Here is a 14,668-nt window from a genome sequence, read left to right on the forward strand (position 1 = left end):
ACGACCGGGTATCCGGATACGACGGCTCGTACCTCCGCCTTGCCAGGAGCCGGCTGGATCACGAATCTCATCGACCGGGGCCCGCAGGGCGCGGCCTACGATCGGCACATGCCGCCGCGGCTCTCGGCCCTCGACGCCTCGTTCCTGTATCTGGAGCAGCCCACTACGCCGATGCACGTCGGGGCGGTGTCGGTCTTCCGGCGGCCCCGCGGGGGCTTCGACTACGACCGGCTCGTGGATCTGGTCGAGCAGCGGATCGCGCTCGTGCCGCGTTACCGGCAGAAGGTCCGGTACGTGCCGGGCAACCTCGCGCGCCCCGTGTGGATCGACGACCCCGACTTCGACGTCGCCTACCACGTCCGCCGTTCCGCGCTCCCGAAACCGGGCTCTGAGGAACAGCTCACCGAGCTCGTCGCGCGCCTGATGTCGCGCCCCCTGGACCACACGCGCCCGCTCTGGGAGATGTACCTGGTCGAAGGGCTGGCGCAGGGCCGGATCGCGGTCGTCACCAAGACCCACCAGGCGATGGTCGACGGCATCAGCGCGATCGACATCGGGCAGGTGATCCTCGACGTCTCGCCCGAGCCGCGGGTGGTGCCGGAGGAGCTGTGGATGCCCCGTCCCGAGCCGTCGGGCGCGGAGCTGGTGCTCGGCGCGGTGGCGGAGGCCGTCGCCCGGCCCGGCGAGATCGTCGACAACGTGCGGATGGCCACCGGCGACGCGATGGCCACCGTCAGCAAGGTCGCGGGGGCGGCCGGCAAGCTGTTCTCGATGGCCTGGACGGCGAGCAGGCCCGCCCCGGGTACCCCGCTCAACGTGGACATCTCCACCCAACGCCGGTTCGCGGTGGCCCGGGCCGAGCTGGAGGACTACCGGCGGGTGCGCGCGGCACACGGCTGCACCGTGAACGACGTCGTGCTGAGCGTCGTGTCCGGCGCGCTGCGCAACTGGCTGCTGTCCCGCGGCGAGCCGGTCAACCCCTCGTCCACGGTGCGGGCGATGGTGCCGCTGTCGGTGCGCGGCGAGGCCGACGTGCCCAGCTCCGCCACGGCCGGGTCACTGGGCAACCGGGTCTCGTCGTTCCTGGTGGATCTGCCGGTCGGTGAGCCGAGCCCGGTGGTGCGGTTGCACCACGTCACGCACGCGATGCGCGAGCACACCTCGGGCGGCCAGTCGGTGGGCGCCGACACCCTGGTCCGGATCGGCGGGTTCGCGCCGCCTACGCTGCACGCTCTGGGGGCGCGTGCCGCAAGCGGGTTCTCGAAGCGGATCTTCAACTTGGTGGTGACGAACGTGCCGGGACCGCAGTTCCCGCTCTACGCCGCTGGCGCCCGCATGCTCGAGATGTTCCCCGTCGTGCCGCTCGCGAAGGGCCAGGCCCTCGCGATCGGCCTCACCTCCTACGACGGCGGGGTCTACTACGGGTTCAACGGGGACCGCGACGCCATGCACGACCTCGATGTGCTCGCCGGGCTGGTGCACGAGTCCCTCGACGAGCTCCTGACGACGGTGGCCTGATCATGCGGGTATATGTCCCGGCCACGTGGCCGATGCTGCGGACGCTCGTCAAGACGGGGGTGCTCGACCCGATCGGCGGCACCGCGTTCGCCCTCACACCCGCGCTGCGCGAGGCCTACACCAGCGGCGACGACGAGGAGCTCGAGTACGCGGCGATGAGCCACGCGGCGCGCGCGTCGCTGCGGCTGCTGTCGGTCGAGTTCGGGCTCGGTGAGGACGCCACGCCCGCCCGGCGGGTGGTGGTCTCCGCCGATCTCGACGACGTCACGCTGCGCCCCGACCTCGACGACGGCGCCGTGCGGATCTCGGGCGCCGTGCCGTTCGAGTCGATCGCGGCGGTGCACATCGACACCGAGGAGGCCGCGTACGCGGTGCGCGAGGCCGCGGGCGCGGTCGACGCGGCCGACCTCGGGGACCTCGACGCCGAGTTCCTCGTCGGGGAGGCGGAGGACCACGAGCTGGCCTGGTACGACCCCTCCGAGGTGGCGTTCCTGGTGGAAGGCCAGCACTAGTAGCAGAGCTCCAGTGTTGATCGTTGCGCCGTGTGTGGAGGGCTTCCCGCCGGAGGCGCCGCTGGCGTCGTCGCGATCGGCCGGATAGCCGGGTCCGACAGTGGCGATCAAGGGCGATCAACTAGGCCCATCTCGCCTTGATCGCTGAAGGCTCATCGCGCCGATCAGGCAACGTGGCAGCCGGTCGCGGATGGTGTGGCGTTCCGCGGAGCGGACTCCGTGCATGGGCACGTCGACGCCATGGGTCTGCCTCGCGCCACCCGCACGTATGGGGTCGACCTGATCAGGCAGAGCCGGCTCGACCCGGCGGCATCGAGTTCGGAACTGCTCGTTCAACGCCGGGACAACCACAGGAACGCGGCGGCGAGGGGGATCAGCAGGAAGGTCGCGGGCTGCCGGGTGAGCAGGGCCAGCCCGACCGCGACGATCACGGCGATCCCGATCAGGCTCATGGAGCCGGTGGCGAGCCCGCCACCGCTCGGCGTGGTGGCGGGTGGCCCCGCGCCCGGCAGCTGCGGGTGCGGCTCCGGCAGGTCGGTGAACAGCGCGGTGAGATCCGCGGCCACCACGGCGGCGGCGGCCGCGGCCGAGCGGTCGGCGTACTCCTCGACGCCCAGCCGGCCGGCCGCGAGGTGCTCGTCCAGCGCCCGCTGCGCCGCCGTGCGCTCCGCGTGGCCGATCCGCAGCGGTGGGTTCTCCTCCCCGGCCATGGCACGAGCCTGCCACCAGCGTCAGCGCAAGGCGACCAGTACGCGCCGCAGGGCCGCGAGCCGGCCGGGACGCAGCTTGCCCTCGGCCACGAGCGTGTCGAGGGCGCACTCCGGGTCGGCCGGCGGGCCGAGGTGCCCGCAGCCGCGCGGGCAGTCCTCGATCGCGTCCGCGAGGTCGTCGAACGCGGCCGGGACGTCGTCGGGCGTGACGTGGGCGAGCCCGAAGGAACGCACGCCCGGCGTGTCGACAACCCAGCCCCCGCCGAGCTCGTCGGGCAGGGGGAGCGCGAGCGCCGCCGTGGTGGTGTGCCGGCCCTTGCCCACGGCCGACACGACCCCGACGGCCCGGGCCGCATCCGGGACGAGCACGTTGACCAGCGTCGACTTGCCGACCCCCGAGTGGCCGACGAGTGCGGACACCCGGCCACCGAGCACGTCCGCGAGCGCGGTGGGCTCCCGGTCGCGCCGGGTGACGACCACGGGCAGGTCCAGCTCCCGGTAGGGGGCGGCGAACGGCTCGGGATCGGCCAGGTCGGCCTTGGTCAGGCACAGCACCGGGGCGAGCCCGCCGGCGTACGCGGCCACCAGGCAGCGGTCGACGAAGCCGGTGCGCGGGGGCGGGTCCGTGATCGACGTGACGATCACCAGCTGCTCGGCGTTGGCCACGACCACCCGCTCGTACGGGTCCGTGTCGTCGGCGGTGCGCCGCAGCACCGTGCGCCGCTCCTCGACGCGCACGATCCGGGCGATCCTGTCGACGGCCCCGGAGAGGTCGCCGACCAGGCCCACCCGATCGCCGACGACGATGGGGGTGCGGCCCAGCTCGCGGGCCCGCATCGCGACGACGGGCGGCCGTGCCGCGTCGCCGTCGAGCGCGCAGGTCCAGCGCCCGCGGTCGACGGTGGTGACCATCGCCTCCACCGCGTCGGCGTGCTCGGGGCGCCGCTTGCTGCGCGGCCGCGAGCCCCGGCGCCCGGGTCGGACCCGGACGTCGGACTCGTCGTACTCGCGCGACCTCACGCCAGCAGTGCCGCCCAGCGGGCCGGGAAGTCGGGGATCGTCTTGTCCGTGCAGCCGATGTCGTCGATCGCGACGCCCGGCACGACGAGCCCCATCAGCGCGCCCGCCGTCGCCATCCGGTGGTCGGCGTAGGCGCCCCACGGCCGGTCCGGGCGAGCCGTGAGCGGGGCGGGCCGGATCTCCAGGCCGTCCGGGGTCTCGGAGACGTCGCCGCCGAGCGCGGTGAGCTCGGTGGCGAGGGCGGCGAGCCGGTCGGTCTCGTGGCCCCGGATGTGGGCGACGCCCCGGATCCGCGACGGCTCGGTGGCCAGCGCGGCCACGGCGGCGACGGTGGGGGTGAGCTCGCTGGCGTCGTGCAGGTCGACGTCCACGCCTGCGAGCTCGGCGGGCCCCCGAACGGTCATCCCGTCGGGGCCGGGGGTGACCGTGCAGCCCGCCTCGGCCAGCACGGCGAGGATCTCGGTGCCCGGCTGCGTGGAGCCGGCGGGCCAGCCGGCCACCGTGACCTCGCCGCCGGTGACGGCCGCGGCGGCCAGGAACACCGCGGCGTTGGACAGGTCGGGCTCCACGGTCCAGTCACGGGCCGCGATCGGGCCGGGGGACACCCGCCAGGTGTTCGGTTCGGCGTCGTCGACCTCGACCCCGGCCTCCCGCAGCATCGCCACCGTCATCTCGATGTGCGGCAGCGACGGCACCGGCTTGCCGTCGTGGTGGACGGTGACGCCCTTGTCGTAGCGGGCCCCGGAGAGCAGCAGCCCGGAGACGAACTGCGACGACGCCGACGCGTCGATCACCACGTCGCCACCCGACAGCCCACCCGTGCCGTGCAGCACGAACGGCAGCGACTGCACCACGGACCCGGCCGGGCCGGGAGGGCCCTCGATCCGGGCGCCGAGTGCACGCAGCGCGTCCAGCACGGTGCCCATCGGGCGTTCCCGGGCGCGTGGGTCGCCGTCGAACGTGACCGGGCCGTCGGCGAGTGCGGCCGCGGGAGGCACGAACCGCATCACGGTGCCCGCGAGCCCGCAGTCGACGCTCCCTCCGCCGCGCAGCCCCTCGTGCCCGGCGAACTCCACCCGCTCGCCGTCCACCTCGATCGGCACGCCGAGGGCGCGCAACGCCCCGACCATCAGTGCGGTGTCGCGGGACGCGGGCGCCCCCGACACGGCGGCTCGGCCCCCGGAGAGCGCTGCGAGCAGCAGCGCGCGGTTCGTCACGGACTTGGAGCCCGGCACGCTCACCCGGCCGCGGACGGGCGCGGCGGCGTGCGGGGCGGGCCAGGGTGCGGTCACCCCGCCATGATTCCGCATGCCGTCTGCGGCGGGCTCGCGCAGTGGAAACACGCGTCGGTGACGACCCGCACCGCGGGCCTGCGGTCCCCGGAACGCGACACGACGGCGAGCTGCGCGGGCGGCAGGTCCACGACCGGGCGGTGCACGACGTCCTCGCGCTGGTGGATCGCGCAGCTGCCGGTGGGCTGCAGGAGCACGCCCTCCCCGGCCGCGACGATCTCGTACGCCTCGTCCGACGTGGTGGCCTCCGCGGCGATCGCCGGCGGGGAGGTCCGCTGGTCCAACGCGAGCCAGAAGTCGCGCATCGGCCCCGCCGACCCCGGCAGCGCGACGAACCGCTCGTCGGCGATGTCGGCGAACCCCACACTCGATCGTTCCGCCAGCCGGTGCCCGACCGGGAGGGCCACGCCACGGCCCTCGGTGGCGATCCGGCGGGCCGAGAGGCCGGACGGCAGCGGGAGCCACGCGAGCGCGACGTCGACGGTGCCCGCGGTCAGCCCGACCCCCGGGTCCGCCCACGTCACCTGGCGGAACTGCAGCCGCCATCCCGGAAGCCGCTGCTGCATCGTCGCCGTGATCGCGGGGACCAGCCCGCGCCCGATGCGCGAGTGGAAGCCGACGGTGAGCGTGCGACCGGCCAGCCGGACGTCCTCGGTGGCGGCCTCCCACTCCGCGACCACGGCGCGTGCCCTGGGCAGGAACGCCGCGCCGGCCGCGGTGAGCCCCACCGTGCGGTGCCCGCGGGTGAACAGCTCGGCCCGCAGATGCGCCTCCAGCTGCCGGATCTGCTTGGACAGCGCCGGCTGGGACACGAACAGCCGCTCCGCTGCCCGGGTGAAGCTCAGCTCCTCGGCTACCGCGAGGAAGTAGCGCACGTCCTGCACGCGCACGTTCATGACCGCAGGTTATGGCAGCCGGTCTTGGACGGGATCCGCTGCGCCGCCGCAGGGTGGGGCCATGCAACTGGGTGTGAACGGATTGGGCGCGAAGGCGGGGCTCCCGCCCGCGGTGACCGCGCGGCTCGCCGCGCTCGTGGAGGGCCTCGGGTACACGTCGTGGTGGGCGGGCGACCACGTCGTGCTGCCCAGCCCGCGCACGCCCGACACCCCGATGGACCCGCGCGACCCGATCCTCGACCCGCTCGTGCACCTGACGTACGTCGCCGCGCTGACCCGCCGCGTCGAGCTGGGGACCGGGATCGTGATCCTGCCGCAGCGCAACCCGCTCGTGCTCGCCAAGCAGGCCGCGAGCCTCGACGTGCTGAGCGGGGGACGGCTGCACCTCGGCGTCGGCGCCGGATACCTGGAGCCGGAGATGACGGCGGTCGGCGTGCCGTTCACGGAGCGCGGCCGGCGCACCGACGAGTACATCGACGCGATGGTCCAGCTGTGGACCACCGAGCGGCCGCGCATGGACGGCCGGTACGTGCGCTTCGCCGATGTCGACGCCCACCCGCGGCCCGTCCGCGACGGCGGTCCGCGGATCGTCGTGGGCGGTCACAGCGACGCCGCGTTCCGCCGCGCGCTCACCCGCGCCCACGGCTGGTTCGGGGTCGGCACCCCCGACGAGCTGGCCGCGAACCTCGCCCGCATGAAGGGCGTGGCCGGCGACGTCGAGCGGCCCGCCCGGCTGGGCCGCCTGGAGATCACGGCGATGCAGCTGCAGCCCGTCGACCGGGCCACCGCCGACCGGTTCGCCGACCTCGGCGTGGACCGGCTGCTGGTCTACCCGCTCCCGCTGGAGGACCCCGACGACATCGCCCGGTTCCTGGAACGGCACGCGCGGCTGGCGCGCTGAACGGGCTCAGTCGTCCTTGTCGCGGGGGCCGTTCAACAGGGCGACGATCTGCGCCATGCCGGTGCTGAGCATGCCGAAGCTCTGCTGCATCTCCGAGCGGAGCTGCCGCATCTCGCCCTGCTGTTCCAGCTGGGTCTCCCGGAGCGCGTTCAGCACCTGGGCGTGGGCGCGCAGCTCCGTGCGCACGTCGGAGACCTCGCGGTCGGCACCCCCGGCGAGCACGCGCGCGGCCGCGGCGTCGGCGCGGGATACGGACACGCCGTCCTTCAGCCGGGCGACCTCGCCCTCCAGCCGGGCCACCCGCGCCGCGAGATCGTCCCCCCGTTCGGGCATGGGGCGAGCGTAGTCGGGCGCCGTCGTCGTGGGGCCATTCCGCGACAACCGCGGGAGCCGGCGAGCCGAGCGGCCATGGGCGCGGAGATGGGGGCACGATGGAGGCATGTGCGGCCGATATGCCTCGATCAAGGCCCCCGCGGACCTCGCCGACGAGTTCCGCGCCGTCGACGCCACGGACGGCGCGGCGCAGGCGGACTACAACGTCGCGCCGACCAAGCAGATCATCACGGTGGTCGAGCGGCACCCGCGTGACGCCGAGGGCACGCCCGACCCGGACCGCACCGAGCGCACGCTGCGGATGGTGCGCTGGGGACTGGTGCCGTCGTGGGCGAAGGACCCGAAGGGCGGAGCGCGGATGATCAACGCGCGCTCGGAGTCGGTGGCCACGAAGCCGGCGTTCCGCCGGGCGTTCAACGCCCGCCGCTGCCTGATCCCGGCCGACGGATGGTTCGAATGGCAGCGGGGCCCCGAGCACAAGCAGCCCTACTACACCCACTACGCGGACGGCAGCTCGCTCGCGATGGCCGGCCTGTGGGAGTACTGGAAGCCCAAGGACGACCCGGACAACGAGTACCCGGACGGGCTGGTCACGGCGACCGTGCTCACCACGGACGCCGTCGGCCCGCTCGCCCAGATCCACGACCGCATGCCGCTCGTGCTGCCGGCCGAGGCCTGGGACGCCTGGCTCGACCCGGACCGGCACGCCGACGACGACGCGGTCGCGTCGCTGGTCGCGCCGCCCCCGCTCGAGCTCGTCGAGCGGCTGGAGCTGCGGCCGGTGTCGCCGCTGGTCAACAGCGTTCGCAACAACGGCCCGCAGTTGCTCGAGGCCCTTCCGCCGGAGGAGGTGCGGGAGCCGATCCAGCTGGACCTGCTGGCGGGCCCGAACCCGCAGTGAACGAGGGTGCGACCACCGAGGTCCCCACCCCGCACGGCCCGGCGCGCATCACCCGCCGCGACGCCGACGGGCCCGCGAGGGGCCTCCTCCTGCTCGGCCACGGTGCCGGCGGCGGGGTGAGCGCGCCGGACCTGCTCGTCGCCGCCGGGGCAGCGCTGGCGCTCGGTGTGCACGTCGTGCTCGTGGAGCAGCCCTACCGCGTAGCCGGCCGGCGCGCCCCGGCGCCTGCCGCACAACTCGACGCGGCATGGCTCGCGGTCGTGGAGCACGTCCGCGACGACCTCCCGCTGGTGGTGGGAGGCCGCAGCTCGGGGGCGCGGGTGGCCTGCCGCACGGCCACCGCTGCGGGTGCGGCCGGTGTGCTGTGCCTGGCGTTCCCGGTGCATCCGCCGGGCAGGCCGGAGAAGGACCGGTTGCCCGAGCTCGCGCAGCCGACCGTGCCGATCCTCGTGGTGCAGGGGCAGACCGATCCCTTCGGCCGTCCCGAGCCGGCCCCGGGCCGAGACGTCGTGCTCCTGAGGGGCGACCACAGCCTGAAGTCCGACGCCCCGGGCCTCCGAGCGGCGGTCACGTCCTGGCTGGAGGACCTGCTACCGAGCTAGGTGGCCGTGCACACCGTCGCGCCACGGCGCACACGGCCGGCCGCGACTGCGGTGCGGTGGCGTTGCCGGCCTCAGGAGGCGATCGGGGCCACCGTCGCTCCGCAGAGGCGGACCAGGTCGGCCGGCGCCAGCTCGATCTCCAGCCCCCGGCGGCCGCCGCTGCAGAACACCGTTTCCCACCGCTGCGCCGACTCGTCGATCACCGTGGGGAGTCGCTTGCGCTGCCCCAGCGGGGAGATGCCGCCCGCCACGTAGCCGGTGGCCCGCTCGGCCGCCGTGACATCGGCCATGCGGGCCCGCTTCCCGCCCGCGGCGGCGGCGAGCGCCTTGAGGTCGAGGGTGGCGGACACCGGCACGACGCCGACGGTGAGCGCGCCGTCGACCTCGGCGACGAGCGTCTTGAACACCCGCTCCGGGTCCAGGCCCAGCCGCTCGGCGGCCTCGGGGCCGTACGCCTGCCCGGCGCCGTGGTCGTAGGTGTGCACCTGGTGGGTGACCCGCTGCTTCGCCAGTATCGCCGTCGCCGGGGTCCCCTTGCCTGCCACGTGCCGACCCTAGAACAGTCCTTGTACGGGGAATCACCTGGCACCGCGGGGTGTTGTCGCATCCGTGACACAGGCAGTGATGGAGGGTCCGCGCACCGTCCGGGTGCGCCGGGCGGGCTCCGCTGGGCCGGGCGGCGTACCCTCGGGGCGTCACGCGGTCGCCATGGAGGTGGCCGTTCCCGAGGCCGCCGTGTGGGCGGCCCGGCGCGAGAGGAGCGCGGTGCCCGGCACCGAGCAAACGGCTGACGCCGTCGAGGCCCAGCTCGACGGCAGCACGGCCGACGAGAGTGCAGACGGTGGTCAGCAGGCCGGCGAGTCCGACGAGACCGCCGAGGACCGCGCTGCTCGCTTCGAGCGCGACGCCATGCCGCTGATCGACCAGCTGTACGGCGCGGCGCTGCGCATGACGCGCAACCCGGCCGACGCCGAGGATCTCGTGCAGGAGACCTACCTCAAGGCCTACTCGGCATTCCGCACCTTCCGGGCCGGTACCAACCTGAAGGCCTGGCTGTACCGGATCCTGACGAACACCTACATCAACGGCTACCGCAAGCGGCAGCGTCAGCCGGTGCAGGCGCCCACCGACGAGATCACCGACTGGCAGATCGCCCAGGCGGGGGAGCACACCTCGCAGGGGCTGCCGTCGGCCGAGATGGCGGCGCTGGACCGGCTCCCGGACGACGACGTGAAGGCCGCGTTGCAGCAGCTTCCCGACGACTTCCGGATGGCGGTGTACCTCGCCGACGTCGAGGGCTTCGCCTACAAGGAGATCGCTGACATCATGGGCACCCCGATCGGCACCGTGATGTCCCGGCTGCACCGGGGCAGGCGGCAGCTGAGGGACTTGCTCACCGGCACCGCCCGTGACCGCGGCTTCCTGCGGGGACGGCAGGAGGAGGGGGTCTCCTCATGAGTTGCGGCAACCATCACGAGACCGACTGCTCCGAGGTCCTCGCTGAGGTGTGGCTCTTCCTCGACCACGAGTGCGACGACGCGCGGCGCAGGTTGCTCTCGCAGCATCTGGACGAGTGCGAGCCGTGCCTGTCGGAGTACGGGATCGACGAGAAGCTGAAGCGGCTGCTGGCCGCGAAGTGCGGCGGTGAGCACGCCCCGCCGGAGCTGAAGGACCGGCTGCGCCAGCAGATCCGGGTGGCGGTGCTGGAGCAGGCCGAGGTCACGGTGGAGGAAGGCCCGGAGGGCACCCGGACCACCACCGTCGAGGTGCGCAGCACGCGCATCGAGCAGACGAGCTGAGCGGCTCCTTGGGGGCGACGCCGCGGCGCCGCCCCCAAGTGCCCGGTCTCAGGTGTTCGGCTTCTTGCCGTGGTTCGCGCCCTTCTTGTTGCGGTCGCGGCGCTTGCGTGCACGCTTGGACATGCCTCCTCCTTCCATGCGGGAGCTGCCCCGATCCTCCCACGTGGTTTCATGGAGCCGAGTACGGACCGGGAGGCGGCGTCGGGTGTCGACCCTTTCTGAGCTGCTCGCCGAGCACACGGAGATGCGCGGCGACGCGGTCGAGCACCTGCAACGCGTGGTCGCGGAGTGGCAGCTGCTGGCGGACATGTCGTTCGCCGACTTCCTGCTGTGGATCCCCCTCGCCGGCGCCACCGAGTTCCTTTGCGTGGCGCAGGCCCGGCCCACCACGGCGCCCACCGCGCACCCGGAGGACATCGTCGCGGACCGGGTCCCCGCCGCCGACAGCCCGCAGCTGCGGCGCGCGGTCGTCGAGGGGCGCATCTGCCGTGAGGAGAACCCGCGCTGGCACCTCGAGGTGCCGGTGCGGCGTGAGACGATCCCGGTGCGGTACGGCCGCTCGGTGATCGCCGTGCTCTCCCGCGACACCAACCTCGCGATGCCGCGGGTACCCAGCCCCCTCGAAATCGCCTACCTCGGCAGCGCGTCCGACCTCTGCCAGATGGTGGCCGACGGCACCTTCCCGCCCACCGCGGAAGCCGTGGGCGCCGTCAGCAGCCCGCGGGCGGGCGACGGCCTCATCCGGCTGGACGCGCACGGCCTCGTCGCCTACGCCAGCCCCAACGCGCTCTCCGCGTACCACCGCATGGGCCACGCGAGCGACCTCGTCGGCGTCGTGCTCGCGGACACCATGCGCGAGCTCGTGCACGACCCGTTCGACGCGGCCGAGGTCGCCGCACGGATCGAGGGTGCGCTCGACGGCAAGCACTCGTTGCGGATGGAGGTCCGCGCGCGCGGCGCGGTCATGCTGGTGCGCGCGATGCCACTGCGGCCCCGTGGCGACGCGGCTGGGGCGCTCGTGCTCGTGCGCGACGTCACCGACCTGCGCCGCCGCGACATGGCTCTGCTGTCGAAGGACGCGACGATCCGGGAGATCCACCACCGGGTCAAGAACAACCTGCAGACGGTGGCGGCCCTGCTGCGCCTCCAGGCGCGCCGCACGGCCATCCCGGAGGCTCGTATCGCGCTCGCCGAGAGCGTGCGGCGGGTGAACTCGATCGCGCTGGTGCACGAGGCGCTGTCGGTCTCGGTCGCCGAGCGGGTGGATCTCGACGAGCTCGTCGACAAGGTGCTTCCGGCGATCGGTGACGGCGCCACAGCGGAGTCACGGGCGAAGGTGCGCCGGGAGGGCAACTTCGGCACGCTCCCGGCCGCGCTGGCCACGCCGCTCGTGCTGGTGCTCACCGAGCTGGTGCACAACGCGCTCGCGCACGCCTTCGACCCCGGCCGTGCGGGCGAGGTGGTGGTGTCGGCGAACCGCTCGGGTGGCGAGCTCGAGGTCATCGTCGGCGACGACGGGCGAGGGCTCCCGGAGGGGATGGATCTGGAGCGGTCCACCGGCCTGGGGCTGCAGATCGTGCGCACCCTCGTCGACTCGGAACTCGGCTCGGCGCTGGAGGTGCGACCCCGCTCGGGAGGCGGAACGGAGGCCGTCATCAAGCTCTCGTTGAGGGGACGCTAGCCTTCTGCAGGAGGTCGCTGGTCCTGCGGGCGTGGTCGCGCCGCCCGGACCGCCGGCCCCCTCCGGAGCAGCCCCCGCGTGCGCCCGGTGGAACGACCGCGGGCCCGGAGCCGGGTGCAGTCCGGCTTCGGGCCCGCGGTGGGGAAGGAGGAGTCAGGCAGTACGTGCCCGTGTGCGCGAGTTCCGGCGCTTCAGCGCCCGTCGCTCGTCCTCGCTCATGCCGCCCCAGACGCCTGCGTCCTGGCCGCTCTCGAGGGCCCAGGTGAGGCACTCGGTGACCACGGGGCAGCGCCGGCAGACGGTCTTGGCCTCGGCGATCTGCAGCAGCGCAGGACCGCTGGTCCCCACGGGGAAGAACAGCTCGGGGTCCTCGTCGCGGCAGATAGCGCGGTGACGCCAATCCATTGGTCTTCGGCTCCTTGTGCTTGCGCGATCGGGGTCGCGCCGATCGTCTGTCACGGTCTTGTGGACGCGCTTGTGAAGGATTTCACGAGCGCGCTCGATCTTCAAGGGTCAAGGTCCACCCAGGTGAGCACTCTCACCCACTCAACGCAACGAGCGCCGGTACGGACAGTTACTGCTCCTGTACCGCGTGCCCGGTGTCGCCGCGTTCAGCGATCAACCTTGAACCGCCCACCGGGGTCCCGGTTACCCGGGTCCCGGCCAGACCATGCGAGAAGTCCACTCGCGATCACTCGCTTGTCCGTGACTACCATGGGGCAACGTTTCCCCAGGTGCGAGCCCTTATTGGCTCGACGGTCCACGAGCATCGGTGAATGGCCCTCGATCGTCACCCGAGCGGGTGACGGGCACGCTCCGTTGCGACGAGTTGCGTTCCTCGCACGACGACGCGTAGCACGCCCGACACGGCCAGCTGTCGCGGATCGGCGGCGTCCGCGTTGTCCAACCGCGCGGTGGCAGTGGGCATTCCGGGCCTATCCTCGGACCTGTGAGCGCCGGACGAGTACCCAGCCAGATCCGGCTGGCAGGCGCGCTCGTCGGGATCCAGGGCCTGCTCGGCGTGGGCTTCGCGGTGGCGCTGGTCGTGCGCGCGCTCACCGTGGAGGGCACCGGCCTGCTCGTGCGCGACATCGTCGGCGAGGCCGGCTACTTCGTCCTCATCGGGGCCGCCCTCGTCGCCGTCGGGCTCGGGCTCGTGGCCGGTCGACGCTGGGCGCGTACCCCGGCCATCGTCACGCAGTTGTTGCTGCTCCCCGTCGTCTACACGCTGATCGGGCCCTCCCGCCAGCTGCTGCTCGGCATCGTGGCCGGCGTGTTCGTCGTCGCCACGTTCCTGCTGCTGATCAGCGAGGCGTCGCGGACCTGGTCGATGGGGCTCGACGACGCGCCGAGCCAGGGGTAGGCCAGCTCGTCGCGGCCGGACCTCAGCAGCCCTCCGCGCTCTTCGCGAACGCGGTGAGGGCGTCGCCGTCGAGCCGGTAGGTCGTCCACTCGTCCATCGGCACGGCGCCCAGCGCCCGGTAGAAGCCGATCGACGGCTCGTTCCAGTCCAGCACCTGCCACTCGAGCCGGGCGTAGCCCCGCTCGGCGCAGACGGCGGCGAGCTCGGCCAGCAGTGCCCTGCCCAGCCCGCTGCCGCGGTGGGACGGCCGGACGAACAGGTCCTCGAGGTAGATCCCGGGCACACCGCGCCACGTCGAGAAGTTGAGGAACCAGATCGCGCAACCCACGACCTCGCCCTCCACCTCCGCGACGTGGCAGCGGGCCACGGCCTCCGGGCCGAACAACGCGGCGTGCAGTTGCTCCTCCGTGAGCGTGCACAGCTCGGGGCTGCGCTCGTACTCGGCGAGCTCGTGGACGAGGCCGACGATCGCCGGAACATCCTCGGCGCGTGCTTCCCGGATCATTGGGGCACTAACGTCCCTTCGGGGTGAGGTTGACGTGGTCGAGGCGCGGGACACCGCGTTCGTGGCCGAGCACGGCCCATGACGGCGCCTCCATCGCGAACCGGACGCCCTCCGTGGCCGGGAGGCCGATCCAGCGCGCCACGAGGACGCGGCTGAAGTGGCCGTGCCCCACGAGCACGACGTCCCCCCGTGCGAGGGCGTCGGCGCTGCGTGCGATCACGCCGTCGGCCCGCCTGCCGACCTCGTCGGCGGTCTCGCCGCCCGGGCACGGGTGCGTCCAGACCGTCCAGCCGGGAACGGTCTCGCGGATCTCCGTGGTGGTGCGCCCCTCGTACTCGCCGTAGTCCCACTCGGCGAGCCGCTCGTCGACCTCGTCGACGCGGAACCCGGCGAGCCGGGCGGTGTCCCGGGCGCGGCTGCGCGGGCTGGTCAGCACGAGCACCGGTGGCTCGGTGCGCAGCCCGTCGACGAGCCGGCCGGCCGCGGCCGCGAGCCCTCGACCACGCTCGGTGAGTGGGACGTCGGTGCGACCGGTGTGCCGGCCGGACAGCGACCACTCGGTTTCGCCGTGACGCAGCAGGAACACGCGGCCGGTCATGGACCCGACCCTAGCGATCGCACCGACCGGGGAGCGG

The 14,668-nt window shown here is 73.5% G+C and carries 19 protein-coding genes; 9 read left to right on the forward strand and 10 right to left on the reverse strand.

All coding sequences use genetic code 11. The annotated features are described in order from the left end of the window. Positions 1–108 precede the first annotated feature (108 nt). Entirely contained in the window at positions 109–1,518 is a 1,410-nt protein-coding gene (locus FHX44_RS22515) for a WS/DGAT/MGAT family O-acyltransferase (protein ID WP_147257604.1), read from the forward strand. A 2-nt stretch (positions 1,519–1,520) separates the two neighbouring features. Next, positions 1,521–2,030: a DUF6912 family protein gene (locus FHX44_RS22520; RefSeq protein WP_147257605.1), complete on the forward strand. Its 510-nt coding sequence runs from the start codon at positions 1,521–1,523 to the stop codon at positions 2,028–2,030. A gap of 332 nt (positions 2,031–2,362) precedes the next feature. On the opposite strand, the gene FHX44_RS22525 is transcribed toward FHX44_RS22520, so the two are convergent. From FHX44_RS22525 to FHX44_RS22540, 4 genes are read right to left on the reverse strand one after another with little or no spacing between them, the layout of a single operon-like run. Further along, the gene (locus FHX44_RS22525; RefSeq protein ID WP_147257606.1) at positions 2,363–2,740 is read right to left on the reverse strand and encodes a DUF1707 SHOCT-like domain-containing protein; all 378 of its coding nucleotides are present in this window, start codon (positions 2,738–2,740) and stop codon (positions 2,363–2,365) included. Between the two features lie 21 nt (positions 2,741–2,761). Continuing rightward, complete coding sequence (gene rsgA / locus FHX44_RS22530) at positions 2,762–3,760, reverse strand: ribosome small subunit-dependent GTPase A (protein ID WP_147257607.1); 999 nt, start codon at positions 3,758–3,760, stop codon at positions 2,762–2,764. Continuing rightward, a complete protein-coding gene (aroA, locus tag FHX44_RS22535; RefSeq protein ID WP_147257608.1) occupies positions 3,757–5,052 on the reverse strand; it encodes a 3-phosphoshikimate 1-carboxyvinyltransferase in 1,296 nt (431 codons plus the stop codon). The genes rsgA and aroA overlap by 4 nt, the downstream gene beginning before the upstream one ends. After that, positions 5,049–5,948, reverse strand: coding sequence for a LysR family transcriptional regulator (locus FHX44_RS22540; RefSeq protein WP_147257609.1), 900 nt, complete (start codon positions 5,946–5,948; stop codon positions 5,049–5,051). The genes aroA and FHX44_RS22540 overlap by 4 nt, the downstream gene beginning before the upstream one ends. 61 nt (positions 5,949–6,009) lie before the next feature. Here FHX44_RS22540 and FHX44_RS22545 point away from each other — a divergent pair, with 61 nt between their 5' ends. After that, complete coding sequence (locus FHX44_RS22545) at positions 6,010–6,849, forward strand: TIGR03619 family F420-dependent LLM class oxidoreductase (RefSeq protein ID WP_147257610.1); 840 nt, start codon at positions 6,010–6,012, stop codon at positions 6,847–6,849. Between the two features lie 6 nt (positions 6,850–6,855). Here FHX44_RS22545 and FHX44_RS22550 read toward each other — a convergent pair whose 3' ends face one another. After that, positions 6,856–7,182 carry a hypothetical protein gene (locus FHX44_RS22550; protein WP_246170525.1) on the reverse strand — a complete coding sequence of 109 codons (327 nt, stop codon included), beginning with the start codon at positions 7,180–7,182 and terminating at the stop codon, positions 6,856–6,858. Positions 7,183–7,288: 106 nt separating this feature from the next. On the opposite strand from FHX44_RS22550, the gene FHX44_RS22555 reads away from it, so the two are divergent. Continuing rightward, positions 7,289–8,083, forward strand: a complete 795-nt coding sequence (locus FHX44_RS22555) for an SOS response-associated peptidase (RefSeq protein ID WP_147257611.1) — start codon at positions 7,289–7,291, stop codon at positions 8,081–8,083. After that, the gene (locus FHX44_RS22560) at positions 8,080–8,685 is read left to right on the forward strand and encodes an alpha/beta hydrolase family protein (protein ID WP_147257612.1); all 606 of its coding nucleotides are present in this window, start codon (positions 8,080–8,082) and stop codon (positions 8,683–8,685) included. Before FHX44_RS22555 ends, FHX44_RS22560 begins: the two co-directional genes overlap by 4 nt. 71 nt (positions 8,686–8,756) lie before the next feature. On the opposite strand, the gene ybaK is transcribed toward FHX44_RS22560, so the two are convergent. Further along, complete coding sequence (gene ybaK / locus FHX44_RS22565; protein WP_147257613.1) at positions 8,757–9,230, reverse strand: Cys-tRNA(Pro) deacylase; 474 nt, start codon at positions 9,228–9,230, stop codon at positions 8,757–8,759. A 220-nt stretch (positions 9,231–9,450) separates the two neighbouring features. Here ybaK and FHX44_RS22570 point away from each other — a divergent pair, with 220 nt between their 5' ends. Both FHX44_RS22570 and rsrA read left to right on the forward strand, forming a co-directional pair. Continuing rightward, positions 9,451–10,143 (forward strand): sigma-70 family RNA polymerase sigma factor, encoded by a 693-nt coding sequence (locus tag FHX44_RS22570; protein WP_425469195.1) that lies wholly within the window; start codon positions 9,451–9,453, stop codon positions 10,141–10,143. After that, the gene (gene rsrA, locus FHX44_RS22575) at positions 10,140–10,484 is read left to right on the forward strand and encodes a mycothiol system anti-sigma-R factor (RefSeq protein ID WP_147257614.1); all 345 of its coding nucleotides are present in this window, start codon (positions 10,140–10,142) and stop codon (positions 10,482–10,484) included. The genes FHX44_RS22570 and rsrA overlap by 4 nt, the downstream gene beginning before the upstream one ends. 48 nt (positions 10,485–10,532) lie before the next feature. On the opposite strand, the gene FHX44_RS44265 is transcribed toward rsrA, so the two are convergent. Next, complete coding sequence (locus FHX44_RS44265; RefSeq protein WP_369805044.1) at positions 10,533–10,607, reverse strand: 50S ribosomal protein bL37; 75 nt, start codon at positions 10,605–10,607, stop codon at positions 10,533–10,535. An 82-nt stretch (positions 10,608–10,689) separates the two neighbouring features. Here FHX44_RS44265 and FHX44_RS22580 point away from each other — a divergent pair, with 82 nt between their 5' ends. Further along, the gene (locus tag FHX44_RS22580; RefSeq protein ID WP_147257615.1) at positions 10,690–12,165 is read left to right on the forward strand and encodes a sensor histidine kinase; all 1,476 of its coding nucleotides are present in this window, start codon (positions 10,690–10,692) and stop codon (positions 12,163–12,165) included. Positions 12,166–12,318: 153 nt separating this feature from the next. On the opposite strand, the gene FHX44_RS22585 is transcribed toward FHX44_RS22580, so the two are convergent. Continuing rightward, positions 12,319–12,570: a WhiB family transcriptional regulator gene (locus tag FHX44_RS22585; RefSeq protein ID WP_147257616.1), complete on the reverse strand. Its 252-nt coding sequence runs from the start codon at positions 12,568–12,570 to the stop codon at positions 12,319–12,321. A 544-nt stretch (positions 12,571–13,114) separates the two neighbouring features. Here FHX44_RS22585 and FHX44_RS22590 point away from each other — a divergent pair. Beyond that, positions 13,115–13,528: a hypothetical protein gene (locus tag FHX44_RS22590; protein ID WP_246170527.1), complete on the forward strand. Its 414-nt coding sequence runs from the start codon at positions 13,115–13,117 to the stop codon at positions 13,526–13,528. Between the two features lie 22 nt (positions 13,529–13,550). Here FHX44_RS22590 and FHX44_RS22595 read toward each other — a convergent pair whose 3' ends face one another. Together FHX44_RS22595 and FHX44_RS22600 are read right to left on the reverse strand one after the other, a co-directional pair. Then, entirely contained in the window at positions 13,551–14,033 is a 483-nt protein-coding gene (locus FHX44_RS22595) for a GNAT family N-acetyltransferase (protein WP_147257618.1), read from the reverse strand. 7 nt (positions 14,034–14,040) lie between these two features. Beyond that, a complete protein-coding gene (locus FHX44_RS22600; protein ID WP_147257619.1) occupies positions 14,041–14,631 on the reverse strand; it encodes an acid phosphatase in 591 nt (196 codons plus the stop codon). Positions 14,632–14,668 lie beyond the last annotated feature (37 nt).

Origin of the sequence: Pseudonocardia hierapolitana (assembly GCF_007994075.1) — a bacterium.
In the GTDB taxonomy this organism is placed as follows: Bacteria; Actinomycetota; Actinomycetes; order Mycobacteriales; family Pseudonocardiaceae; genus Pseudonocardia; species Pseudonocardia hierapolitana.

Coding starts and splice junctions, on each gene's coding strand:
- FHX44_RS22520 (WP_147257605.1), top strand. CDS start 1,521: ATGCGGGTATATGTCCCGGCCACGTGGCCGATGCTGCGGACGCTCGTC.
- FHX44_RS22595 (WP_147257618.1), bottom strand. CDS start 14,033: ATGATCCGGGAAGCACGCGCCGAGGATGTTCCGGCGATCGTCGGCCTC.
- FHX44_RS22545 (WP_147257610.1), top strand. CDS start 6,010: ATGCAACTGGGTGTGAACGGATTGGGCGCGAAGGCGGGGCTCCCGCCC.
- FHX44_RS22525 (WP_147257606.1), bottom strand. CDS start 2,740: ATGGCCGGGGAGGAGAACCCACCGCTGCGGATCGGCCACGCGGAGCGC.
- FHX44_RS22515 (WP_147257604.1), top strand. CDS start 109: ATGCCGCCGCGGCTCTCGGCCCTCGACGCCTCGTTCCTGTATCTGGAG.
- rsrA (WP_147257614.1), top strand. CDS start 10,140: ATGAGTTGCGGCAACCATCACGAGACCGACTGCTCCGAGGTCCTCGCT.
- FHX44_RS22555 (WP_147257611.1), top strand. CDS start 7,289: ATGTGCGGCCGATATGCCTCGATCAAGGCCCCCGCGGACCTCGCCGAC.
- FHX44_RS22550 (WP_246170525.1), bottom strand. CDS start 7,182: ATGCCCGAACGGGGGGACGATCTCGCGGCGCGGGTGGCCCGGCTGGAG.
- FHX44_RS22600 (WP_147257619.1), bottom strand. CDS start 14,631: ATGACCGGCCGCGTGTTCCTGCTGCGTCACGGCGAAACCGAGTGGTCG.
- FHX44_RS22540 (WP_147257609.1), bottom strand. CDS start 5,948: ATGAACGTGCGCGTGCAGGACGTGCGCTACTTCCTCGCGGTAGCCGAG.
- FHX44_RS22585 (WP_147257616.1), bottom strand. CDS start 12,570: ATGGATTGGCGTCACCGCGCTATCTGCCGCGACGAGGACCCCGAGCTG.